Here is a 21,191-nt window from a genome sequence, read left to right as displayed (position 1 = left end):
GCACTGAAGGGATTGGTTGGTTTTTAAAACAGGATAAGAAATGACCAAGAGAGTACCCTCAAACAATGAATCCGCTTACATCCATGATGGGGATAAAAAACTCTGCCCGGAAATACTTGACTCACACGGTAAAAAGGCCCGTATTGACAAACCGTAACTTGACAGTATCCCCTTCTTGCACTTTGATGGGCTCAATGGCTTCCCCTGCTTTCCCGTTAATAAGTAACGTATCGTACATTAATTTCATCATCTCATCGTGGGACATCTGTTCATGGTTTACGTCGTGGTCCAGCTCATGATGTTCCATATGGCCATCTCCGTGACCTTCCCCATCATGCATGCCATGATGATCCATGTTCCCGTGATGGCCGTGTTCCATTTCACTATGCTCCATATCTCCGTGCGCCATGTCCATGGAAGACCATTCACCGATCATGATCACCTGGTCAAGGTCATAATCTGGCTGGTCCACAGGTTCCACAATGAATGCCCCGTACAATCCTTTGCCCACCTGATTAGCTCCGTCCTGGTGGGAGTGATACCAGTAGGTCCCTGGAGCATCAGCCACAAACTCATAGACAAACGTCTCCCCTGGCATCACCGCGTTTTGAGTGACGCCGGGCACCCCATCCATCTCGTTAGGAACAGGAACCCCATGGAAATGGACAGCCGTTGGCACATCGAGTTCATTGCTAAAACGGACAACCACCTGGTCTCCTTCACGGACACGAATTTCTTTTCCGGGCAGAGAACCGTTGTAAGACCAAATGTCTGCCATCAGTTCATCGTTAAACATCCACTGAGTTTCGGTTGCGTTTAGATCGATCTCAACTTTTCCATTCTCCTCCTTAATCGGGTCATCACGGTTTTCCTCTTTGGCCGGATCGCTTACCTGTTCAGCATCATCTGCAACAGGCGCGCTGCAACCAACAAGCACGATGATTAACCCTATTGTTATGAGTGTTGCCTTCAAGATTCTATGCATCTGGTCCCTCTCCCTTTCTTGTTGAGTCGCTATTTTTTTGGTAACGTCTATTATAAACAAAAATTGTGAAGAAAATATGAAACAAGAGGACTTTCCCAAGATCCTTTAAACAAAGTTAAGCCTGACCCGCGTCACGGCTATCTGTGAAAAGTGCCCACTGTTATACACTAAGATACAGACTTAATCTATTTATCAGGTGTGTTATCTTTAAATCTTAATATTAAATATATAACAACAGTGATCATAACCGGCAAAACAGCCCAAAAACATATATGAAAGAAGGTAAAAAAATACTGTCTTATCGAATTTGGATTCAACATCCATGTGGCTGACATGGTCAAGCAAGATAATCCAATAATAACCAACATCACAGCGATAACCCAGTCTAATCTTTTCATTTCCCTCCCTCCTCTTGGTCTTGGAGAGTAACTTTTACTGGAAAATCAACCTCAAAACGGGTCCCTTTTCCTGGCAGACTTGAAACCATAATATCTCCACCATGCAATTCGACCAACTTCTTTACAATCGCTAATCCCAGACCTGAGCCGCCATGCTGACGTGAACGGGATTTTTCTACGCGGTAAAACCGTTCAAATATATAAGGCAGCTCCTCTTCTGGTATCCCTCTGCCTGTATCTTCAACAATCGTTTTTATGATTTTCTGACCAACAAGCTTGGCTTGAACAGACACAGTTCCTGCATCTGTATAACGAATGGCATTCTCCACTAAGTTTAAAAAGATTTGTTCTAGTCTTAAGCCGTCACCATACAATAAGGGAAGATCGTCCTCAATATCAACCTGGACAAGCAATCCTTTCTCTTTGGCTTTTAATGAAGTTTTGGATAAGACACTTTCCAACACTTCCGCAATGTCCACCCATTGGAAATTTAAACTGATTCTTCCTTCCTCCATTTTAGCCAGTTCAGATAAGTCATTAATCAATTGGTTTAACCGTTTGGTCTCTTTTTGAATAATATCCAAATATTTATCCCTTTCCTCTAGAGATTGATACAACCCTTCTTTTAGTACTTTGGCGTACCCTTCCAAATAGGTGAGAGGTGTTCGTAATTCATGGGAAATATTGGCCAAGAATTCTCTCCTTGTATCTCTGTAGCGTTTTAAATCCCTGGCTAAATCGTTAATCGCCATCGCTAGTGAACCTATTTCATCTGTTGTACCAACTTCCACCCGGGTCTCCAATTTCCCTTTGGCAATTTTGCGTGCTGCCCTTTCCATTTGAAGCAACGGTCGGGACAAAGACCTGGATAACACCATTGTAAACCCTAAAGCAATAAAAAAAGCACCAAATCCTGCCAGAATCAACAAATTCCGAACCCCACGCAGGGACTGGTAAATCCCTTCTATGGATGATAAGACAAACACCCCTCCATAGAATGACTGTTGATCCATGATCGGGGTACCGGTCATATAATACGGTTTACCCTCCGGATCTGTATAGGTTGTTTCGATGGTTTGTCCAAGGGCAAGAGCATCTAATTCTTCCAACATGATTGAATCGCCTTTATTAAGCCCCGGGACATTGGCAACAGCGATAATTTGGCCTTCAGGATTGATAATAAATATTCTTACTTGAGAAAATTGGGCCATCATTTCAATCATCGGTATCATCATATGGTCAGGGTGTCTGGCAATCAGTTGGGCATATTGGGCTGACAATCGGCTGGTTTCCTCTTGGACCTTTGTAAAATAAAAACCAGAGAAAATTTGATTGATAACAAATCCCAAAGGAAGCAAAAGAACCAGAAACAGAAGCATAATCATTACACCTAATTTGACATCAATTCGATTGAGGTTCATGTCTGCCCTTCACGTCCCTTAAACTTGTAGCCTACTCCCCATACTGTCTGGATGGGATTATAGGACAGGCCCGCTTGACGAAACTTAGCCCGTATACTTTTAATATGGGTATCAACCGTTCGTTCATCCCCAAAATAATCTTCTCCCCAAATGTGGTATAGCAAATGTTCTCGCGTAAATACGCGTTCAGGATGACTGGCCAGTAATAATAACAGGCTAAACTCTTTTGGCGTAAAATGAACAGGTTGTCCGGCAACGATCACTTTTCTTCCTGCCGGATCGATTTTTAACTTACGAAACGTTAATATCCGTTTATTTAATTGTGCTTCTCCCCTATAAGCCCTTCTAAGCAAAGCATGCACCCGGGCAACGAGCTCCTCCGCTTCAAACGGCTTGGTCAAGTAGTCATCCGCTCCGACATTAAGCCCATCAACCTTATCCTTTGTGTCTGTTCGAGCCGTCAACATGAGGATAGGTGTCTGCTTTGTTTGGCGAATCTTTGCACATACATCCAAACCATCCATATCCGGCATCATTAAATCAAGAATAATTAAGTCTACATTATGTTGCTCTAACAGTTCTAATGCTTCCTGTCCATTTTTGGCTTCACTCACTTGAAATCCTGCTTTAGTCAAATGAATGCGTAACAAGTTTCTCATGTTCCATTCATCGTCAACAATAAGAATATGAAATTTATTCACTTCAATCCCTCATTTTTCAAGCCTTTGTTTTATGTCTTATTTCATATTTTAAATCTAAAATGTGATAAAAATGTGATGATCAAGGGCCTTCCTCCACCACCATACCGTGAGAAGGATGTGGTGCATCATCTAGTTCGTGCTTAACTTTTGTTCCCTCCATTTGGTAGATCTGAATAAGAAAGATACAAACAATAATAAAGAGCAGAGAAGGTTTGGACAACATGCTTTTGACCCATCCCGTTAGCTCTGATCTGCTCTTATGGAGATCTGCTTCCTGGTGAAGCAGCAAATAAATAATAAAATACATTCCCATTGACAACACAAAGATAATTTTAATCATAGACAGTCCATGTTCAGGAGGGATCATTGCTCCAGTCATGGCTCCCATCATCCCACCCATAATACCAGATGAAATCCCATCCACTATGGCCGCCAAACCAAAAGGACTTCCTGCCAAAAGACCAAAGATCATCCCGACCAACATGCCCATGATGATTGCTTGTAAAAAATATTCCCCTTGGGCAATGCCTAAAACCATGCCTATACCTAGCCCGCTGGTCATGCCAATCCCCATGGCAGCCACCATACCGGCCATACTTGTAATGTGACGGTGAAACACAAAAGCAAAACAGATGACCCATAAAACGACGATGATATACAAACCAACCAAGGGTATATGATCATACATCTTTTATACCACCTATTCTTTCAATATCTATACTATAATATGATCGTATACCCCGACTATGTCTATCGTTCTGAACTAAATAAAATTTAAAAAAATGATTAATCTTTCGGGTGTTCTTGTATTTCCTGAACGCTACCCGGTCCAGTATAAAATAATGTCATGAATACCAAGCACAATGAAAATGATACCTGTGACGCCCTGAATGATCCGTCCTATTCTTTTTGATTTCTTCATAAAGGTACGATCCACTCCAAAGCCAAAAGCCAACCCCAGGAAAAGTAACACAGGCATAAACGTACCTATTGAAAACAATAATGGCAGTATAAATCCATATCCAGATGTACCTAACACCAAAGGTATCAATAAACCAAAAAAGATTAAAAACATAGTGGGGCAAAAGGCGAGAGACAATAAAACTCCCAAAGAGAAAGCCCGCTTATTGCCGGAAAACTTCTCGGTTAGGCCTTGATATTTAAGTAATCTTTCCGTAAATACTCCCCTGATTTTAATCCAACCAACAAAATAAAGACCCGCAATCAAAAACAAAGGCCCAATGATTTTCCGAGTCACTTGGAAGACCGGTATGGTCAGGGCTTCTAGCTCTTTGCCTATCAACAGAACCAATACTCCTAATAAAAAATACACGAAAGTTTTCCCTGCAAAAAAACTCAGGATTTCGGCAAGCCATTTCTTACCTTGTGCCATTCGGTTTGTTGTATAAGAGATGGCCCCCATGTTAGCTGAAATCTGGCAAGGGGCTACAGCACCTAATATCCCTAACAATAAGGCTCCAAGCACCGGAGTTTGTTGAGAATGATAAAGATTACTTAAGGGCTCGCTGATAAAAGATAACCATTGCACAAACTGAATATACCAATCCATAGTGTACTGCTCCTTTGAACTTGTCGTCTCGTTTCTCAAATGACTTTGTTATCTACTATAAACATTAAATGTGATAAAACTATGAAGACTATATTTTAACATTATGGAATTTACATCCAAATCATGGAAGCTACAAGTATAGGAAGACCATTCATGATTTAACTTAGCATGTTTTCAATTATCTATTTTTCATTCAAAGGAGAGATTGCAACTCTTCTTTGTTTCTTCTTTTTTTAAAAAATGGTTCAAGAAGCATTCTTATACTTATACTTATCATTACCATGAAAAAGGAAGACCACTCACCAATACGGCTGCTAGAGCAAATGACATCACCAACATCAGTTTTTTGTTTTGCATTTGTGTTTCCTCCTTTCTAGTTTTCACTAAATATATACCCTAAAAATTTGATAATACTGTGATGAAGTTATGAAGAAATCATGTATTATTCCAATGGTTATCAAGCATGAATTTTACTTTAAAAACCTTTTCACCAATTGCAGGCCTTTTTTGACGTTGGGATAGCGAAAAGGTAGGTCAAACAAAGTTGTCTGTTTAACAATGCTTTTTTCGTGGGAAAAGGTATCGAAACTCCTTTTGCCATGATAGGCACCCATGCCGCTTTCGCCTACCCCGCCAAAGGGTAAATAAGGTGAGGCAACATGCAGAATCGTATCATTGACACACCCGCCACCAAAGGAAAGATGGCGGATCAGCTTATCCTGAACGGTTTTGCTTTCGGAAAAGACATACAGCGCCAGAGGCTTGGAGCGTATCCGTACAGTCTCCAGTGCCTGATCTAGATCCTGATAGTCCAATATGGGCAGAATAGGGCCAAAAATCTCTTCTTGCATCACAGGGTCATCCCAGCTCACCTCATCAAGCACTGTTGGTTCAATCGTAAGTTTGTCACGGTTAGCCTTACCGCCAATGCGTATCGTGCCTGAATCCAACAAGGCGGTTAGGCGGTCAAAATGCTTCTGATTGACAATTCGTGTATAGCGGCCGTTTTGAATAGCATCTTCACCGTAGAATTGCGCAATGTAAGTCTTGATGCGCCCGATCAAGTCCTCTTTGATTTCATAATGCACATACACATAATCCGGGGCCACACATGTTTGGCCGGCATTAAGAAATTTACCCCACACAATTCTCTTGGCAGCTAAATCAAGATTGGCATCGCGATGGACAAAACATGGGCTCTTGCCGCCTAGTTCCAGAGTGACTGGCGTTAAATGTTTGGAAGCCGCTTCCATCACCTTTTTTCCGATGTGCGCACCGCCTGTAAAGAAAATATAGTCCCATTTCTCTTGAAGCAGCGCGGTGCTCACATCTGCTCCCCCTTGTACAACCGCAACGTAGTTCTCTGGAAAAATATCTCCAATCAGTTCAGCAAGGACCGCCGATGTATGGGGGGTGAGTTCAGAAGGTTTGACAACCGCACAGTTTCCTGCTGCGATGGCGCCGATTAAGGGTGAAACAGCAAGTTGCAAGGGATAATTCCAGGGGGAGATGATCAGGGTGACACCATAAGGTTCGGGGTAAATGTAACTTCTTGCCCCCAAAAGGGTAACAGGCGTTTTCACTCTTCTTGGTTTGACCCACGATTTTAACCTTTTCAAGACAAAGCGAATCTCACTCAAAATAATGCCAATTTCTGTGGCATAGGCTTCTAACTCAGGTTTGTTCAAATCGGCTTTGAGGGCTGTGAGCAAATCCTGTTCTCGAGACGCAATTGCCTGCCTTAACCTTTGTAAGGCTTCCAGGCGGAAGTTAAGATCTTTAGTCTTGCCCATGTCAAAAAATTGTCTTTGCTTATGAACAAGTTGGCCGTACACTTTATTTCCATCCCTTCTCAAAAATGAGACTTGGTGCTGTTTATTGTCATATTTCTATCATAAGGAAAACCAAGATAACTGACCATACAAAAAAGCGATCTCCATTAGACGGAAATCGCTTGGACAGGTTTGACACACATTCTTCACTTTTGTTTTTTTCTGTCGCCATTGTTCTTCTCGTTGATCACTTCGGCAGACGTTGCACCTGCATCTCCGGCCACCACCCTCACCCTGTCTTTATCCGTCATCACCGTCAGTGCTTCAACAGGTTGATCAATTGGACGCAACTCACCTACCGGCTCAACTTAGCAAAACCGAAGCACCCTTGATAGATTTGTCGCATAAGCTAATCCTAATTTCTTAAGAAACCTGTTATATTTAGTATTTCCGTTACTCTTGCTGGCCAATATGGCTCCCCTTGATCCAACCGGCTGGCTGATCAAAGGCGGTTATTTAGTGGGGGCTGTCGGTGTCATCATCAAGTAGTGGAAGACCTTCTGACACACTCCTTACTTAACCGCTTCTTTTAAAACCTCGAACATATTTACTTTGTTATCCTCTTCATGGCCCCATCCGATGGTTTCCTTTATAATCTTTCCGGTTTTATCCACCTCCAGCACTGCCTGAAAAGGGAAGGACTGGCCAAAGCGGAAGCGCAGGTCCGTCCATTTCATGCGCAGCATGTCTCCGTCACGGTGCTGTTCAAAATAGACGTATTTGGCAAAATACAAAAATGAGTCCACAACATCACTTTTTTCTCTCCAGCGATACCAAGAGCGGCTTGCGCATTTCTCAAGACGCATTTCCTCCTGGTACACTCCATTTTTTAAACGGCCTAAAATAAAGTGATGATCGGTTTCAACCACAACTTGCCAGGTGTTGAAGCGAAATGTAGGCGTCACACACATCCGCATCGGTTCAAATTCCCGATACAGCTTTGCTGCTCTGGCCAGCTGCAAGCGATGAAGATAAATCCGTACCCCAATATAGAGTAAGGTTATTCCGTTAATCCAAGCAAATAATGGCCCTGGAGAAACAAGCCCTGTCCACCACAAGAAGACCCCGGTCAGTTGAGTGAGAAAAATATAAGGGTCCAAAATCATCAACACATCTTTGGCGAGCCAGTCCTCTTTGAACGGACGTAGCGCTTGTGTACCGTATGTGTTCAAGACATCAAGACCTACATGAATAAGCACAGCGATAAAACACCATATCCACAGCAAAGTCCAAGCCAGTCCATCAACAAAGGGGATAATCAACAGCGTGATCAGCGTGGGCCAAATGAACCAAAAGGGAATGGAGTGGGAAATCCCCCGGTGATATTTGAAATAGGCAGCATCCCCTTTGAAGCGGTAAACACAATCAAAGTCAGGGGCCTGAGAGGCAAGCACAGTTCCAATAGTGACAGCCAGCCCTGCCCCAGGAATGGATGCTACTTCAGGATGAAGATGGGCCAAACCGCCAAGTCCGACCCCGATCAGAAAATGACTCGCCGTATCCATTATACCCTTCCTTTTAACAAAAATCTTAAAGGTAAAAAGCCGGGATTATGCCTCCCAGCTAAACCGTACACCATATTTTCCACTTTTCACCTTAAACACCTCAACCATCTGAGGGGTATGACGGCCCATCAGCCACCAATCATGTTCAATACGCATTTTTAAGCAGTTGGCTTGAAATTTACTGTCGTACAGTTTACCCCAATAAATCCAGTTCATGCTCCCTCACACCTGCGTTAACTTGGTCTATTATCATCTTATCCAAATGAACTGGATTTCATGTCAAATTATCCTGCTTGTTCTTCTCTTTGTTCCACTTCTTCTTCCGCTTCCTCTAAATCCCGCAGGCGGTGGGCCAACCTGCTGGAAGCGCTGGCGGCGATACTGCATACCAGGTCATCAAGAAATGTATTAACATGAGACCCGATCTTAGAATCCAGCTTTTTGACAATGCCCACTTTCTCTTTATCCAAATAGCCAAAGGTGGTCACAGCAATGCTGCCGTAACCAAAGACAGAACCTAAGGCTAAAGTTTCATCACAACCGAATAAACCCTCATCATTCTCGACAATACTTTGCAACGGCTCAGACAACATTTTTTTCTCAGCAAGTATATCCAGCTCAATCCCCACCAAGAGGGCATGCTGAACTTCCCTCTTATCCAAGACGGCTTCAACAGACTCCACGCATGCCGTCATACTCAGATCAGGCTTGTATGGCGATTGCATTTTATATACAATCTCAGCGATATCCTGGATGGTGACACCTCTCTTGCGCAGAAGATCTAAAGCGGCTTGTTTAACATCTTTACTGTGCACTCTGTTGTTCATAGCATAACCTCCCCATTTCCCATTACCCGTTACAAACAAACGCTAAACCCATTTATAATTCCCAATTGAACAATTAGTCCTATCATTTTAACATATTCGGTTGTAAAAGGGGAGTGACAAACGCTAAAATATGGTACAATAAGTATGTCTAGGCGAAGAAGGAGGGTACACATCATGAATTTAGGCATAGCCATTTTTCCGCCCAAAAACATTCAAGATCTTGCCAATTCATTTCGCAAACGTTATGACCCCCGTTATTCTCTTATTGCACCTCATATAACGATTAAAGAAGCTTTTGAAGCCAATGAAGATCAACTGCCTGAAATTGTTCAGTATTTACGCCAGGTGGCTCAAGAAACGGAGCCGATTCCCCTTCATATTTACAAAGTGAGCCATTTCCATCCAACGAATAATGTCCTTTATCTGGCCATTAAAGAAGAGCCACTGTTGACAGCTTTGCACAATAAATTACATGAACCTCCACTGATGCATGAACGAAAATATCCTTTTGTTCCACATATTACGATTGGACAAGAGATGTCTGACGACGAGCTGCACGATGTCTATGGCCGCTTACGGATGAAGACGTTTGAGTTCACTTTTACAGCTACCCGTTTCCATCTTCTCTATCAGTTGGAGAATGAAGCTTGGACCACTTATGAAACCTTTTTGCTTGGCCAGAAGGTGTAGGGGGTGCAGCCATGCCGTCGTACACCGTTCAAAAGGTTCAATCAGAACAGGCCTTAAAAGATGCCCATCACGTGCGGACAGCCGTATTTGTAAACGAACAAAAGGTGCCTGCTGAACTGGAAATTGACGAGTTTGAACAAGACTGCGATCACTTTGTGGTCTATAAAGGGATCCAACCTGTGGCAGCCGGGCGTCTGCGCCCTGTCTCTCCCTCTGTAGGGAAAGTGGAACGGATCTGTGTTTTACCCTCCCACCGTGGCAAAGGACTAGGGGAACAAGTGATGAAAACCATCGAAGAAGAGGCCAGAGCCCAGGGGCTTAAAACACTTGTGCTCCATGCCCAGGAGCAAGTGATCGGTTTTTATGAAAACCTGGGGTATGAGCTCGCTTCACCTGAACGCTTTGAAGAAGCCGGTATGATGCATGTCAAAATGAAAAAAGAGTTGTAAAGCGATGGCTTACAACTCTTTTTTTGCGCGATTATCACGCATGTGCTTCAGCTGCTTTAATTTTTCCAGGACTTCAGCCGGAACCGGCTGTGAACCCAAATCTGAGTGGAAGATGTGTCCGTTCCGTTCCCCGTGAAAGTCAGAGCCTCCAGTGGCAATCAACTGAAGTTCTGCGGCAATGCGGCTGTATTTCTCAATCTCCCTGTCTGTGTGATCCGGATGGTACACCTCTATCCCCTTTAAACCAAGCGCCACAAGTTCTTCTATTAACGGATCATCATCATACAGACCGGGATGGGCCAAAACCGGAATGCCTCCATAACGCAAGATCAAGCGGACCGCATCTTCAGGAGAAATGCGCGGAGGATTGACATAGGCTTTTCCTTCCCGGCCTAAATATTTCTCAAAAGCTTCCTCCATCGAATCAACAATGCCTTTGTCCATCAACACTTCGGCAATGTGAGGGCGACCAATGTTTCCTTCAGGCTCTGTCTGCTTGGCCCGGACTTCTTCCATGGTGATCTCAATTCCCAGCTCATTAAGGCGGGCCACCATCATCTCGTTGCGCTTCGCACGCACATCACGCAACTTGTGCAGCTCATGATGGAGGCCTTCCTGCTGATAATCAATGAAGTAACCCAATACATGCACATCTTGACCATGACGCAATGTACTGATTTCAATACCAGGAACTACTTCTACTCCACATTCACGCCCGGCCGCCAGTGCCTCTTCTATACCGCCTACCGTATCATGATCAGTAATGGCAATGGCTTTTAGTCCCTTTTCCCTGGCCAGACGCACATTTTCGGCCGGGGGATTGGTTCCGTCAGAAGCAGTGGTATGGGTATGCAAATCAATGGTTGCCATTGAACTCCTCCATTTCATTCATCACACGAATCAGTAAGTCAGGACGATCGGTAATGATACCATCCACACCCTTCAGAAGCAGATCGCGTATGACCTCTTCTTCATTGATTGTCCAGTAAAAGATGGGCATGTTTAATTTTTTGGCACCATTAATCAACCGCTGGTCGGTTAAATTGAAGAAGTTAAGCTCCGGCGGCAGGGACATCACATCCGCTTGCGGCCGGTACAACCGACTGAGGAAAGTTTTGTGATAAAAAGCAAAGCGTATCGCCTCTTGCTGTCCGGCAACAATCGGCACCCGCCCCTGGGCATAACTCTGAAAATAGGAAAGGATTTCATCATCAAAAGAGGCCACAAGCACCTGATCCTCCATATTGTACGCCTCAATCAATTCCCACAACTTGCGGGCCATGACTTGCTTGACTGTTTCGCCAGCTCCGATCACGCCGGGGAAGTAACCAGGGGACTCCTCATCTGGTTCGGCATACTTTAACTCGATCAGCATCCTAGCGCTAGGAAAGGCTTTAAAAACTTTTTCCACGGTGGGAATGGTGACGCCTTGGTTCCGGAAAATGTAATTGCCCCTAATATCCCGGAAAGTATAAGCCGCATCCAAAGCCTTAATTTGATCCAAGGTCAGTGCGTCCACCCGGCCTTCCCCGTCAGTGGTCCGGTCCACCGTTTCATCATGAATCACAACAAGATGACCGTCCCGGGTCATATGCACATCAAATTCAATCACATCAACCCCCAGTTCAAGCGCCTGTTCAAAGGCAAGCAACGTGTTCTCCGGCGCAAGGGCAGCCCCGCCCCTATGGGCGATCACAAGCGGCTTTTTGTCCCCCTCAAAAAAAGGATAATCGGGCCGTTCGGGTACAACGATGAGAAACAAGATCAAATAGGCCAAAACCAAAAGAAAGAAAACACTTATGATGATTTTGAAGATTGGCTTTTTCTTCTTGCGCTGGGCACGCAAATATGGCGTCGGCGCATGATGAATACGTGTTTCCATCGGGCTTCTCTCCCATATTAATTCTGTTTTCATCATACCGCTTATATGTAAAAAATAAAAGCAGAAATCTGTTGCGAGATGATGTAAAAGTTGGTAAGTCCGTTATGGTGATACACGCGATGCTCTGATTATGTCTTGTACCTATTTGCAAGCATAAAAAAGACCCTCTGTTTAAGCAGAGGGTGTTACTCCATTTCTATTATACCCAATTTAGATATATTCGTCAAAATGGATGCCTTTTCTAGTGTCGCGCTTCATCTCTTCCGGCCATCTGGCATATCGTTTGGCAGCTGAGTTCACTTCTTTTTTGCTTACCGCTTGCACTTTGGTAATTTTGGGCTGTACAGGAGGGATCATATTCATGGCCAGCCGGTACGAGTCAGGGAGATAAGGGGGGTAATAGCCCATCGGGGGTCACCTCGACCTGTGTCTTCTTACTATGTATATTCCCCTTTCTCCCTGTTATGAATCATCCTAAACGTATAACCGTCTTTAAACGCTACCCAAAATATTGAAACCGGAATCGACGTGAATGATTTCGCCCGTGACACCGCTGGATAAATCGCTAAGCAAATACAGGGCGGTCTTACCCACTTCTTCCTGTGTCACTGTGCGGCGCAGCGGTGCTTTTTCCTCAATGGTTTTTAAAATGCTGTTAAAGTCCTTCACGCCTTTGGCCGCCAAGGTACGGATCGGGCCGGCTGAGATGCTGTTGACCCGGATGTTGCGCGGGCCCAAATCATTGGCTAAATATTTCACAATGGCATCCAAAGCCGCTTTAGCTACACCCATCACATTATAATTAGGCACGACGCGCTCTCCGCCCAAATAGGTCAAGGTGACAATGCTGCCCCCTTCTGTCATCAGATCTTTGGCTGCGCGGGCCACCGCAACCAGAGAGTAGGCACTGATATCTTGAGCCAGATGGTAACCTTCCCGCGATGTATTGACAAATTCTCCTTGCAGTTCCTCCGTTTTGGCAAAGGCAATACAGTGGGCCAGGCCGTGAATCACACCCACTTTTTCTTTAATCGTAGCGAATGCTTCAGTAATCTCGTCATCCTTGGTAACGTCACAAGGCAACAACAGGCTATCATCCCGCTCAAGGGTGGCCACCAGTTCCTCCACATTTTTCTTCAGACGTTCACCTTGGTATGTAAAGATCAAGCGGGCGCCAGCATCATGCAAAATCCTGGCAATTCCCCAGGCAATACTCCTTTTATTGGCCACACCCATAATCACGAAGGTTTTTCCAGCCAATAGTTGATTCATAAGAAACCTCCTTTTTTAATATTTACTATTAGCATCAGGTCTTAAACCTTTTTTTTCATTATACCATGTTTTTCAAACGGGTGACTAGCGTAATCTGAGTATTTATTATATGATGCTATAGGGAATAAAACTTCTAGTTTAGAATCAGGATAAGGGATGAACGACAATGACGACAGAAAAAAGCATATGGCAACGGCTGGATTATGGTCTGTTATTTTTGATCTTTATCCTGTCTTTGGGCAGTTTTATCGCCATATACAGCGCCACTAATGTCAGTGAAGAATACGGCACATACGACTATTTAATCCGGCAAATGATCTGGTATGCTGCCGGTTTTGCCGTGATGTTCAGCATTCTTGTGATTGACTACCGCCAGTTGAAGCACTTGTCCATTCCTATCTATATAGCAGGCGTGCTTTTGTTGGTTCTGGTGATGCTTTTTGGTGAAGAACAGAAAGGGGCACAGCGCTGGATCACCATTTTGGGTTTTAACTTTCAGCCATCAGAGTTTATGAAAATTTTTCTGATCATTGCCATTGCCCATTTACTGGTTCGGGAACAGTCTAAGTTGCCCAAGCCGACATTTAAACAAGATTTGTGGCTGACCATTAAAACAGGCCTGGTTGTGATCGTGCCCTTCTTTCTCATCTTGCGTCAGCCCGATTTGGGGACTTCCCTGGTTCTGCTGGCCATTATGGGGACCATGCTGCTGGTAGCCGGGATTTCTTGGCGCGTGATTTTGTTGATGGTCGCCGCCTTTATTGCGCTGGTCACCGGCCTTGTCTTTTTGTATTTCGTCAACTTTGATTTATTTAGCAAAATTATCGCCACTCACCAACTCAACCGGATTTACGGCTGGCTGGACCCTTTTTCGAGCCCGGGTGAGTTTGGCTACCAGCTGATCCAATCCCTGATGGCCATTGGTTCGGGGCAGTTGATGGGCACAGGTTTTAACCAGGGCGTGCAATCCAGAGGCTATATCCCCGAGGTTCACACTGACTTTATTTTCGCCGTTATTGGGGAGGAGTTCGGTTTCGTGGGAGCCAGCATACTAATTGCCATCTACTTTATTTTGATTTACCGTTTGGTGCAGATTGCCCTGACCTGCAACGACATGTTTGGCTCCTATCTGGTGGCCGGAATTATTGGCATGCTGGTTTTTCAGGTGTTTCAAAACATCGGCATGACCATCGGTCTGATGCCCATCACCGGTCTGGCTCTCCCGTTTATCAGTTACGGAGGAAGCGCCTTGTTAACCAACATGATTGCCATGGGAATTGTGCTCAATGTGCACATGCGTACCAAAACATACATGTTTGACTAGTATTAGGGTTGACGTTTCGGTTTAAGCTTAAACGTGAATGATCACTCGGAGGGCGTTATGTACGATATTATTGGAGATGTGCACGGATGCTACCGCGAATTGCTCACCCTGCTCGGCCGGCTGGGTTACCGCGAGCAGAATGGCTTGTACTCTCACCGCCAAGGGCGGAAGATCGTCTTTGTGGGCGATATTACCGACCGGGGGCCCCAATCCATTAACACGCTGCGGTTCGTGATCCGCCACGTCGAAGCCGGCCAGGCCCTGTACGTTCCCGGTAACCACTGTGACAAACTATACCGTTTTTTCCTGGGGCGCAATGTTCAAATCACTCACGGCTTGGAAACGACGGTAGAGGAGTATCACCGTCTTCAAGTTGATGAAAAAAAGTGGGTGAAAACCCGATTCATCCGCCTGGTGGAAAACGCCCCCTTGTATTTGGTGCTGGATGGCGGGCGCTTGATTGTGAGTCATGCCGGTATTCGTCAAGATATGATCGGCAAACATAATAAAGCAGTTAAAACTTTTTGCCTGTACGGAGATATTACCGGGGAAAAGGACAGTGACGGCTTCCCTGTCCGCCGGGACTGGGCTAAGCATTATACTGGTGAGGCTTGGATTGTGTATGGCCATACCCCGGTCAAAAAGCCCCGTTTCGTCAACCACACCGTCAACATTGATACCGGCTGTGTGTTTGGGGGCCATTTAACCGGACTGCGCTATCCTGAATTGACATTTGAAATGGTGCCCTCCTCCCTGCCCTTTGTCCCCGAGAAATTCCGCCTTGATTAGCCCGCTGCCAGCCGCTTTAGATCTTCAGGTAAAGGTGCACTGAACGAGCACACTTTTTTATGGCGCGGGTGAACAAAGGCCAGTGCACAGGCATGCAGGGCCTGACGCTGAATCAGGTGCCGTGACCCGCCATACAAATCGTCTCCCAGGAGGGGATGCCCCATATGCTGGCAGTGGACCCGGATCTGATGGGTGCGGCCCGTATCCAAGGTTAATTCCAGCCACGTATAGTCAGCATAACGACGGATCACCCGAAAGCGGGTACGGGCTGGCTGGCCGTCTCTTCTCACCCGCCGCTTAATAATGGAGCCCTCTTCCAGGCCGATCGGCGCTACAATCTCTCCATCATCCTTCTCCACCACCCCGTGCACCCAGGCATAATACCGCCGGGTAAGGCCGTGGTGCTGCCGGCTGACATCCAGTTGTTGATGGACAAGTACCATCGGCTGCGGCTTAAGCTCTGGATTGGGTTTTTCCACTGGAAAGCAAACCGCCACTTTGTCCCCTGTTTTCAGCTGAGTATGGAAAAAGGCGGTTTGACCGTTGACCTGCACCGTGCCTTCCCGCTTCAACTTGTTTAACAAGCGCCGGGAAAAGTGGTGCTGTTCACGCAAAAACGCCGCCAGCCTCCCCTCTTGTCCTTCCTGGACGGTCAGGGTCAGCGTATAGGCCCTCTCTGTTGGTGTCATGTCCTGGCCTCCTAATCAATGAATGACTCCCGCACACGCTTCCAAAATGGGAAGGGACGAAAGCGGGCAAAGCGGATCCGTTCTTTGGCCACCTTGAGCCGGATATGCTCCACATTTTTCTCGATCAAGGTGAGGTGGTCAATGGTCACATGATAAGCCACATCATTTTGCGGTCTTAACACACAGGTGTGATGAGCCGGTAAAATAAGAGGTGAACCAATGGTGCGGTACACCCGGTTATTTATGGAGGCCATCTCCGTAATCTGAATAGAAGCCAAGGAAGGATGGACAATGGCCCCACCTAGGCTTTTATTGTAGGCTGTGCTTCCGGAAGGAGTGGAAATACACAGCCCATCCCCGCGAAATGTTTCAAAATGATCTTCATTCACTTCCAGATTCATCACTAAAGACCCCTCTGTTGTTTTCAGCGTACATTCATTTAAGGCAAGATGTCTGGAGTGATGCCCCTCTTCATGCACAACGAGCACTTCTAATAAGGGATAAGCGACAAGCTTCATGTTTGCTTCCCCGTCGATGGACACTCTGGTGATGAAGCCCACCAGTTCCTTAAGTTCTTCCGGCCGCCAGTCGGCATAAAAACCGAGGCGCCCTGTGTGGACGCCCACAAAGGCCACTCTGGACAAATGATGCACATAGCGGTGAAATGCCTCCAACATTGTACCGTCTCCCCCTACACTGATCACCAGCGTGGGGTTTCGTTGGTCTTCCACACATTGGGATTGGATTAGCTGGGAGGCCAATTCCTCTTTTAAACGGTTAGACAGTTCATCTCCGCGGGATATGATGGCAAACTTCATCGTCTCACCTGTTTCTGGTGTTTTTTTTGGCAAATGCTTTTTGTGCTTCTTGAATTTCATCCTTGATTTTGGACATTTCCTCATCCAGCAAAAAGGACGCTTCGGCTGCCCTTTGCAGACGTTTCTGAATGTGCGTGGGAATTTCTCCCCCATACTTGTAATTAAGCGAATGTTCAATAGTGGCCCAGAAGTTCATGCTCAGCGTACGGATTTGAATTTCCACCAAAATATTGCGCGGGCCGGACACTGTATGGATCGGATACTCAATGACAATGTGATAACTGCGGTAGCCACTCTCCTTTTGCTCGCGTACATAATCTTTTTCCCCTAACACTTTGAGATCATTACGTTGCTTGATTAACTTGACGACTGAATAGATGTCATCCACAAACTGGCAAATGATGCGGATACCGGCAATATCTTTCATGCGTTTTAAAATCTGATCTTCAGGAATATTTTTTCTGGCTGCTTTTTGCAATATGCTAGGCACCGGTTTCACCCGTCCCATGACTAGTTCAATAGGTGAATGAATACCCATGCTTAAATATTCTTCGCGAATACCTTTAAATTTAATCTTCAGCTCTTCCACCGCTTGATGAAAGGGGATCAGTTCCTTTTCCCAGTTGATTGGCATCCTGTAACCCCCTCTAACATTTTATCTCACGCTGGCACCCACTTGCTTCACGCCATCTTAGCCAACCAGCTTAATTAAGACATGAGCTGGACCACTTCAGCTGAGCAGGGCGTTGATGGTTTGGGCAAAATGTTCCTCTACCAAATCAGCCACATCCTCCCCATAGTTGGCATTGCCGCGCATATTACGGATCAGCTCCACACACTCCTCATGAAATCTTTTTAAAGGAACGCTGCGGTACGGTAAACCGTCTTCCGTCACCGATAAGACCAAAAACAGATCCTGTTCGCCCACCAGTACCTGATCAATCGATTTCCACAAAGGGAGGGGGAAACGTATGTATTGCCACTGACCATTTATTTCTATGACATAAATCAGCTGTTTATGATCAGAATCCATTAAGACACGTTCAACTGGACGGATCTCTTGAGTATCAGCCAGTTGCTCATAAACTTTGTCTGCCAGGAAACACAAGGCCATCAACTTATTTTTGGGTTCAATGCGCTCAATGATGTATGATACTTGACTCATGCTCATTCCTCCTTCATCATTATTCTAACAGAAGTACGTATTGGCTCTCCAATTTGAGCTAGATGAGATCATGAAGCTGGGAAAGGAGGACAACAGTGAGACCAGTATTGAAAGAGAGCTTGTACTACCGTTTTGGTGGAGAAAAGACGTTAAGGCAATTGGTCGAGATTTTCTACGATAAAGTGGCCCGCCATCCCGATCTGGCCCCCATTTTTCCTGATGACTTTACCCTGACCAAAGAGAAACAGTTCAAGTTTTTAAGCCAATTTTTCGGGGGTCCGGACCTTTATACCCGGGCCTACGGGCATCCCATGCTAAGAGCCCGGCACCTGCGCTTTCCCATCACCCCCACTCGGGCCAGGGCCTGGCTGGCCTGCATGCAGGAGACACTGGACGAGCTTGGCCTGGAGGATCGTATCAAACAGGAGATGATGATGCGTTTCACCTATACGGCCCAACATATGATTAATACCCCGGATGAAAAAGATTAAATCGACCTCTTACATTTGGCTTAAACCGCATAAGATTGGGGCTGCCTCAATCGATTAGAGACAGCCCCGACTTCCATATTTCAAGGTTATTTTACTTCTTCTTTTATCTCATCTAGCTGAACAGGCCAATCCCCCGGAATGTAAGCCATGTCGAAACAGGGCTGGAAATAATCTTTTAGCAGAGGGCAAGTGTATCTATCACCGCTCTTTTTTGCCTATTGATGCTTTCCAAACAACTCCTCCATCTCCGTTAAAGTCCGTTCAAAGACGCGCAAAGCTTGGCGGACCGGCTCTGGAGAGGTCATATCTACTCCAGCTTTTTTCAACAGCTCAATGGGATAGTCAGACCCTCCGCTCTTAAGGAACGAAAGGTAGCGGTCAACAGCAGGCTTGCCTTCGTTTAAAATCTGCTGGCTTAAAGCAGTGGCCGCGGCGAATCCCGTAGCGTATTTGTACACATAGAAATTGTAGTAGAAATGGGGAATACGGGCCCACTCCATAGCAATATCCTGATCAACGACCACATCTTCACCGAAGTAGGTCAGATTCAAATCATAGTATAGTTCACTGAGACGGTCGGCTGTCAACGCTTCCCCTTCCTCCACCTTTTCGTGAATCAGTTTCTCAAATTCTGCAAACATGGTCTGCCGGAAAACGGTGCCCCGGAAGCTTTCCAGATAATGATTCAAAATATACATACGCTGCTTAGGATCATTCGTGTTCTGTAACAGATAATGGGTCAACAGCGCTTCATTCAGGGTGGAAGCCACTTCAGCCACAAAAATGGTGTAATCTGAGTAAATATAAGGCTGTTCCTTGCATGAAAAGTAGCTGTGCACCGAATGGCCCATCTCATGGGTTAAGGTAAACACGTTATCCAGATTTTCCTGGTAGTTGAGCAAAATGTACGGTGGTGTGCCATAAGTGCCGCTGGAGTAAGCGCCACTGCGTTTGCCCACATTTTCATAGACATCAATCCAACCGCTGTTAAATCCCTCATCCACAACGGCCAGGTACTCCTCACCCAGCGGCTGAAGGGAATCGCGGACCAGCTGCTTGGCCTCTTCGTATGTATACTTCATCTCCACATCCTGTACAAGCGGGACATAAAGATCATACATATGCAGCTCATCAAGTCCCAGTGCCTTCTTGCGCAGTTTCATATAGCGCTGGAAAACGGGCAGTGCTTCTTGAATGGCAGCGATCAGGTTCTCGTAGACCCGGACGGGTACATTGTCCCTGTCCAAAGAGGCTTCTAAAGACGAACGATATTTGCGCACCCGGGCATAAAAGACATCTTTTTTCACATTGGCATTCAGAGTGGCCGCCAGGGTGTTTCTTTGCTTTTTAAAAGTATCATACATGGCTTTGAAAGCATCCTGGCGCACCCGGCGGTCCTTACTCTCCAGAAACTGGATGTAGCGGCCGTGGGTCAGCTCCTTTTCCTCTCCATTCTCGTCGGTAATGGTGGGGAACTTCATATCGGCATTATTGATCATGGTAAAAATATCATTGGGAGCGCTGGCCAACTCCCCGACTTGGGCCAGGATCGCTTCTTCTTTGGTTGACAAGGTATGCTCTTTTTGGCGCAAAAGCTGATCCAGATAGTGTTCATAAACTTGTAAGGCATCATTTTCCCGGAGGTAGGAACGGACGGTAGATTCATCGGCGCGAAGGATTTCCGGTGAAAAGTAGGACACAGCGCTGGCAACCTCCACATGCAGGCTGGCCGCCCTGTTTTCAAAAGCGACATATTTAGAGTTGGTGGTGTCCTCGTCCTTTTTCAGGTGGGCATAGATATACACCTTACCTAATTTTTTGCCGATCTCTTCCCTCAACTGCAACGCTTCCAAAAGGGTGTCAGCTGATTCCATCAACCTCCCCTCATACTCTTTGATGCTGGGGAGGAGACTTTTCACTTCTTGGAAGGCTTCCTCCCACTCTTCATCTGATTTGAAAATTTTGGTTAAATCCCACTTATACTTTGGATCCAGTTCCGAGCGCTTGGGCAGCTGTCCGGCCGTTTTTTGTTGTTCAGACATGGGCAATGACCTCCTCAGCCAATTTGGATAAAATCTTCTGATGTTTACTTCTATTATTTTGCCCCAAATTCCTGCAAAGTGTAAAACAACTGGAAAAAATACATACTAACAACTGCAAAAATAGTACAAGGAGGGTTTTACATGGGTTGGTATCAATGGGTTTAAAAAGGCAGAACAAATCCGTTATTACCGGGATGAGGGGGAAACGCCCCCTGAGTGCTGTTAACTTTTGGAATGACATCCTGCCCTGTTTATGCTATATTTATAATGAATGACTGTTCATTCAGAATAAGTTTGGTGTTCACAACGTTTACTCCGTTGATGTCAGAACAACACTGGAC

Annotated in this window: 25 protein-coding genes; 5 read left to right on the top strand and 20 right to left on the bottom strand. The window is 45.5% G+C overall.

Going from position 1 to position 21,191, the window contains the following annotated elements:
* Positions 1 to 121: 121 nt before the first annotated feature.
* The 11 genes from IEW48_RS01100 to IEW48_RS01050 all read right to left on the bottom strand — a co-directional run bounded on the left by IEW48_RS01100 (position 122) and on the right by IEW48_RS01050 (position 9,239).
* Complete coding sequence (locus IEW48_RS01100) at positions 122 to 985, bottom strand: multicopper oxidase family protein (RefSeq protein WP_229703895.1); 864 nt, start codon at positions 983 to 985, stop codon at positions 122 to 124.
* A 185-nt stretch (positions 986 to 1,170) separates the two neighbouring features.
* Positions 1,171 to 1,383, bottom strand: a complete 213-nt coding sequence (locus IEW48_RS01095) for a hypothetical protein (protein ID WP_007502611.1) — start codon at positions 1,381 to 1,383, stop codon at positions 1,171 to 1,173.
* Positions 1,380 to 2,804, bottom strand: a complete 1,425-nt coding sequence (locus IEW48_RS01090; protein ID WP_188622211.1) for a sensor histidine kinase — start codon at positions 2,802 to 2,804, stop codon at positions 1,380 to 1,382. The genes IEW48_RS01095 and IEW48_RS01090 overlap by 4 nt, the downstream gene beginning before the upstream one ends.
* The gene (locus tag IEW48_RS01085) at positions 2,801 to 3,505 is read right to left on the bottom strand and encodes a response regulator transcription factor (RefSeq protein ID WP_188622210.1); all 705 of its coding nucleotides are present in this window, start codon (positions 3,503 to 3,505) and stop codon (positions 2,801 to 2,803) included. Before IEW48_RS01085 ends, IEW48_RS01090 begins: the two co-directional genes overlap by 4 nt.
* A gap of 79 nt (positions 3,506 to 3,584) precedes the next feature.
* Complete coding sequence (locus tag IEW48_RS01080) at positions 3,585 to 4,193, bottom strand: hypothetical protein (RefSeq protein ID WP_188622209.1); 609 nt, start codon at positions 4,191 to 4,193, stop codon at positions 3,585 to 3,587.
* A gap of 132 nt (positions 4,194 to 4,325) precedes the next feature.
* On the bottom strand, positions 4,326 to 5,075 hold the full coding sequence (locus IEW48_RS01075) for an urease accessory protein UreH domain-containing protein (RefSeq protein WP_188622208.1): 750 nt from the start codon (positions 5,073 to 5,075) through the stop codon (positions 4,326 to 4,328).
* A gap of 470 nt (positions 5,076 to 5,545) precedes the next feature.
* Complete coding sequence (locus IEW48_RS01070) at positions 5,546 to 6,868, bottom strand: aldehyde dehydrogenase (RefSeq protein WP_188622222.1); 1,323 nt, start codon at positions 6,866 to 6,868, stop codon at positions 5,546 to 5,548.
* A 185-nt stretch (positions 6,869 to 7,053) separates the two neighbouring features.
* Positions 7,054 to 7,197, bottom strand: a complete 144-nt coding sequence (locus IEW48_RS01065; protein WP_188622207.1) for a hypothetical protein — start codon at positions 7,195 to 7,197, stop codon at positions 7,054 to 7,056.
* A 222-nt stretch (positions 7,198 to 7,419) separates the two neighbouring features.
* Positions 7,420 to 8,412 (bottom strand): metal-dependent hydrolase, encoded by a 993-nt coding sequence (locus IEW48_RS01060; protein WP_188622206.1) that lies wholly within the window; start codon positions 8,410 to 8,412, stop codon positions 7,420 to 7,422.
* A gap of 45 nt (positions 8,413 to 8,457) precedes the next feature.
* Positions 8,458 to 8,628 carry a hypothetical protein gene (locus IEW48_RS01055; RefSeq protein WP_007503437.1) on the bottom strand — a complete coding sequence of 57 codons (171 nt, stop codon included), beginning with the start codon at positions 8,626 to 8,628 and terminating at the stop codon, positions 8,458 to 8,460.
* 68 nt (positions 8,629 to 8,696) lie between these two features.
* Positions 8,697 to 9,239, bottom strand: coding sequence for a phosphatidylglycerophosphatase A family protein (locus IEW48_RS01050; protein WP_188622205.1), 543 nt, complete (start codon positions 9,237 to 9,239; stop codon positions 8,697 to 8,699).
* Positions 9,240 to 9,413: 174 nt separating this feature from the next.
* Between IEW48_RS01050 and IEW48_RS01045 the strand changes: the two genes are divergently transcribed.
* Complete coding sequence (locus tag IEW48_RS01045) at positions 9,414 to 9,929, top strand: YjcG family protein (protein ID WP_007503441.1); 516 nt, start codon at positions 9,414 to 9,416, stop codon at positions 9,927 to 9,929.
* 11 nt (positions 9,930 to 9,940) lie between these two features.
* Positions 9,941 to 10,378 (top strand): GNAT family N-acetyltransferase, encoded by a 438-nt coding sequence (locus tag IEW48_RS01040; RefSeq protein ID WP_188622204.1) that lies wholly within the window; start codon positions 9,941 to 9,943, stop codon positions 10,376 to 10,378.
* A 9-nt stretch (positions 10,379 to 10,387) separates the two neighbouring features.
* On the opposite strand, the gene IEW48_RS01035 is transcribed toward IEW48_RS01040, so the two are convergent.
* From IEW48_RS01035 to fabI, 4 genes are all read right to left on the bottom strand, one after another.
* Positions 10,388 to 11,248, bottom strand: coding sequence for a PHP domain-containing protein (locus IEW48_RS01035; protein WP_188622203.1), 861 nt, complete (start codon positions 11,246 to 11,248; stop codon positions 10,388 to 10,390).
* On the bottom strand, positions 11,235 to 12,260 hold the full coding sequence (locus IEW48_RS01030) for a glycerophosphodiester phosphodiesterase family protein (protein WP_188622202.1): 1,026 nt from the start codon (positions 12,258 to 12,260) through the stop codon (positions 11,235 to 11,237). The genes IEW48_RS01035 and IEW48_RS01030 overlap by 14 nt, the downstream gene beginning before the upstream one ends.
* A 210-nt stretch (positions 12,261 to 12,470) precedes the next feature.
* Positions 12,471 to 12,668: a hypothetical protein gene (locus IEW48_RS01025; protein WP_188622201.1), complete on the bottom strand. Its 198-nt coding sequence runs from the start codon at positions 12,666 to 12,668 to the stop codon at positions 12,471 to 12,473.
* 84 nt (positions 12,669 to 12,752) lie between these two features.
* Positions 12,753 to 13,532 (bottom strand): enoyl-ACP reductase FabI, encoded by a 780-nt coding sequence (gene fabI / locus IEW48_RS01020; protein WP_188622200.1) that lies wholly within the window; start codon positions 13,530 to 13,532, stop codon positions 12,753 to 12,755.
* A 166-nt stretch (positions 13,533 to 13,698) separates the two neighbouring features.
* On the opposite strand from fabI, the gene rodA reads away from it, so the two are divergent.
* The gene (gene rodA / locus IEW48_RS01015) at positions 13,699 to 14,856 is read left to right on the top strand and encodes a rod shape-determining protein RodA (protein WP_188622199.1); all 1,158 of its coding nucleotides are present in this window, start codon (positions 13,699 to 13,701) and stop codon (positions 14,854 to 14,856) included.
* Between the two features lie 57 nt (positions 14,857 to 14,913).
* Complete coding sequence (prpE, locus tag IEW48_RS01010; RefSeq protein ID WP_188622198.1) at positions 14,914 to 15,645, top strand: bis(5'-nucleosyl)-tetraphosphatase PrpE; 732 nt, start codon at positions 14,914 to 14,916, stop codon at positions 15,643 to 15,645.
* Here prpE and IEW48_RS01005 read toward each other — a convergent pair.
* The 4 genes from IEW48_RS01005 to IEW48_RS00990 form a co-directional block, all read right to left on the bottom strand.
* Positions 15,642 to 16,334 (bottom strand): RluA family pseudouridine synthase, encoded by a 693-nt coding sequence (locus tag IEW48_RS01005; RefSeq protein ID WP_188622197.1) that lies wholly within the window; start codon positions 16,332 to 16,334, stop codon positions 15,642 to 15,644. The two genes, prpE and IEW48_RS01005, sit on opposite strands and share 4 nt — an antisense overlap.
* Before the next feature lie 11 nt (positions 16,335 to 16,345).
* Positions 16,346 to 17,152: an NAD kinase gene (locus IEW48_RS01000; protein WP_007503451.1), complete on the bottom strand. Its 807-nt coding sequence runs from the start codon at positions 17,150 to 17,152 to the stop codon at positions 16,346 to 16,348.
* Positions 17,153 to 17,156: 4 nt separating this feature from the next.
* Positions 17,157 to 17,786, bottom strand: a complete 630-nt coding sequence (gene yjbM / locus IEW48_RS00995; RefSeq protein WP_007503452.1) for a GTP diphosphokinase — start codon at positions 17,784 to 17,786, stop codon at positions 17,157 to 17,159.
* 96 nt (positions 17,787 to 17,882) lie between these two features.
* Entirely contained in the window at positions 17,883 to 18,317 is a 435-nt protein-coding gene (locus tag IEW48_RS00990; protein WP_188622196.1) for a UPF0738 family protein, read from the bottom strand.
* A 95-nt stretch (positions 18,318 to 18,412) separates the two neighbouring features.
* Here IEW48_RS00990 and IEW48_RS00985 point away from each other — a divergent pair, with 95 nt between their 5' ends.
* Positions 18,413 to 18,808 carry a globin domain-containing protein gene (locus IEW48_RS00985; protein WP_188622195.1) on the top strand — a complete coding sequence of 132 codons (396 nt, stop codon included), beginning with the start codon at positions 18,413 to 18,415 and terminating at the stop codon, positions 18,806 to 18,808.
* Positions 18,809 to 19,023: 215 nt separating this feature from the next.
* Here IEW48_RS00985 and pepF read toward each other — a convergent pair whose 3' ends face one another.
* Entirely contained in the window at positions 19,024 to 20,850 is a 1,827-nt protein-coding gene (gene pepF, locus IEW48_RS00980) for an oligoendopeptidase F (RefSeq protein WP_188622194.1), read from the bottom strand.
* Positions 20,851 to 21,191 lie beyond the last annotated feature (341 nt).

The sequence above is a fragment of the Caldalkalibacillus thermarum genome, assembly GCF_014644735.1.
Taxonomy (GTDB): domain Bacteria; phylum Bacillota; class Bacilli; order Caldalkalibacillales; family Caldalkalibacillaceae; genus Caldalkalibacillus; species Caldalkalibacillus thermarum.
The sequence above is the reverse complement of the archived record's forward strand: the minus strand, read 5'-3'. Positions and strand labels throughout refer to the sequence as shown.

Coding starts and splice junctions, on each gene's coding strand:
- IEW48_RS01100 (WP_229703895.1), bottom strand. CDS start 985: ATGCATAGAATCTTGAAGGCAACACTCATAACAATAGGGTTAATCATC.
- IEW48_RS01095 (WP_007502611.1), bottom strand. CDS start 1,383: ATGAAAAGATTAGACTGGGTTATCGCTGTGATGTTGGTTATTATTGGA.
- IEW48_RS01090 (WP_188622211.1), bottom strand. CDS start 2,804: ATGAACCTCAATCGAATTGATGTCAAATTAGGTGTAATGATTATGCTT.
- IEW48_RS01080 (WP_188622209.1), bottom strand. CDS start 4,193: ATGTATGATCATATACCCTTGGTTGGTTTGTATATCATCGTCGTTTTA.
- IEW48_RS01075 (WP_188622208.1), bottom strand. CDS start 5,075: ATGGATTGGTATATTCAGTTTGTGCAATGGTTATCTTTTATCAGCGAG.
- IEW48_RS01070 (WP_188622222.1), bottom strand. CDS start 6,868: ATGGGCAAGACTAAAGATCTTAACTTCCGCCTGGAAGCCTTACAAAGG.
- IEW48_RS01060 (WP_188622206.1), bottom strand. CDS start 8,412: ATGGATACGGCGAGTCATTTTCTGATCGGGGTCGGACTTGGCGGTTTG.
- IEW48_RS01055 (WP_007503437.1), bottom strand. CDS start 8,628: ATGAACTGGATTTATTGGGGTAAACTGTACGACAGTAAATTTCAAGCC.
- IEW48_RS01050 (WP_188622205.1), bottom strand. CDS start 9,239: ATGAACAACAGAGTGCACAGTAAAGATGTTAAACAAGCCGCTTTAGAT.
- IEW48_RS01045 (WP_007503441.1), top strand. CDS start 9,414: ATGAATTTAGGCATAGCCATTTTTCCGCCCAAAAACATTCAAGATCTT.
- IEW48_RS01040 (WP_188622204.1), top strand. CDS start 9,941: ATGCCGTCGTACACCGTTCAAAAGGTTCAATCAGAACAGGCCTTAAAA.
- IEW48_RS01035 (WP_188622203.1), bottom strand. CDS start 11,248: ATGGCAACCATTGATTTGCATACCCATACCACTGCTTCTGACGGAACC.
- IEW48_RS01030 (WP_188622202.1), bottom strand. CDS start 12,260: ATGGAAACACGTATTCATCATGCGCCGACGCCATATTTGCGTGCCCAG.
- IEW48_RS01025 (WP_188622201.1), bottom strand. CDS start 12,668: ATGGGCTATTACCCCCCTTATCTCCCTGACTCGTACCGGCTGGCCATG.
- fabI (WP_188622200.1), bottom strand. CDS start 13,532: ATGAATCAACTATTGGCTGGAAAAACCTTCGTGATTATGGGTGTGGCC.
- rodA (WP_188622199.1), top strand. CDS start 13,699: ATGACGACAGAAAAAAGCATATGGCAACGGCTGGATTATGGTCTGTTA.
- prpE (WP_188622198.1), top strand. CDS start 14,914: ATGTACGATATTATTGGAGATGTGCACGGATGCTACCGCGAATTGCTC.
- IEW48_RS01005 (WP_188622197.1), bottom strand. CDS start 16,334: ATGACACCAACAGAGAGGGCCTATACGCTGACCCTGACCGTCCAGGAA.
- IEW48_RS01000 (WP_007503451.1), bottom strand. CDS start 17,152: ATGAAGTTTGCCATCATATCCCGCGGAGATGAACTGTCTAACCGTTTA.
- yjbM (WP_007503452.1), bottom strand. CDS start 17,786: ATGCCAATCAACTGGGAAAAGGAACTGATCCCCTTTCATCAAGCGGTG.
- IEW48_RS00990 (WP_188622196.1), bottom strand. CDS start 18,317: ATGAGTCAAGTATCATACATCATTGAGCGCATTGAACCCAAAAATAAG.
- pepF (WP_188622194.1), bottom strand. CDS start 20,850: ATGTCTGAACAACAAAAAACGGCCGGACAGCTGCCCAAGCGCTCGGAA.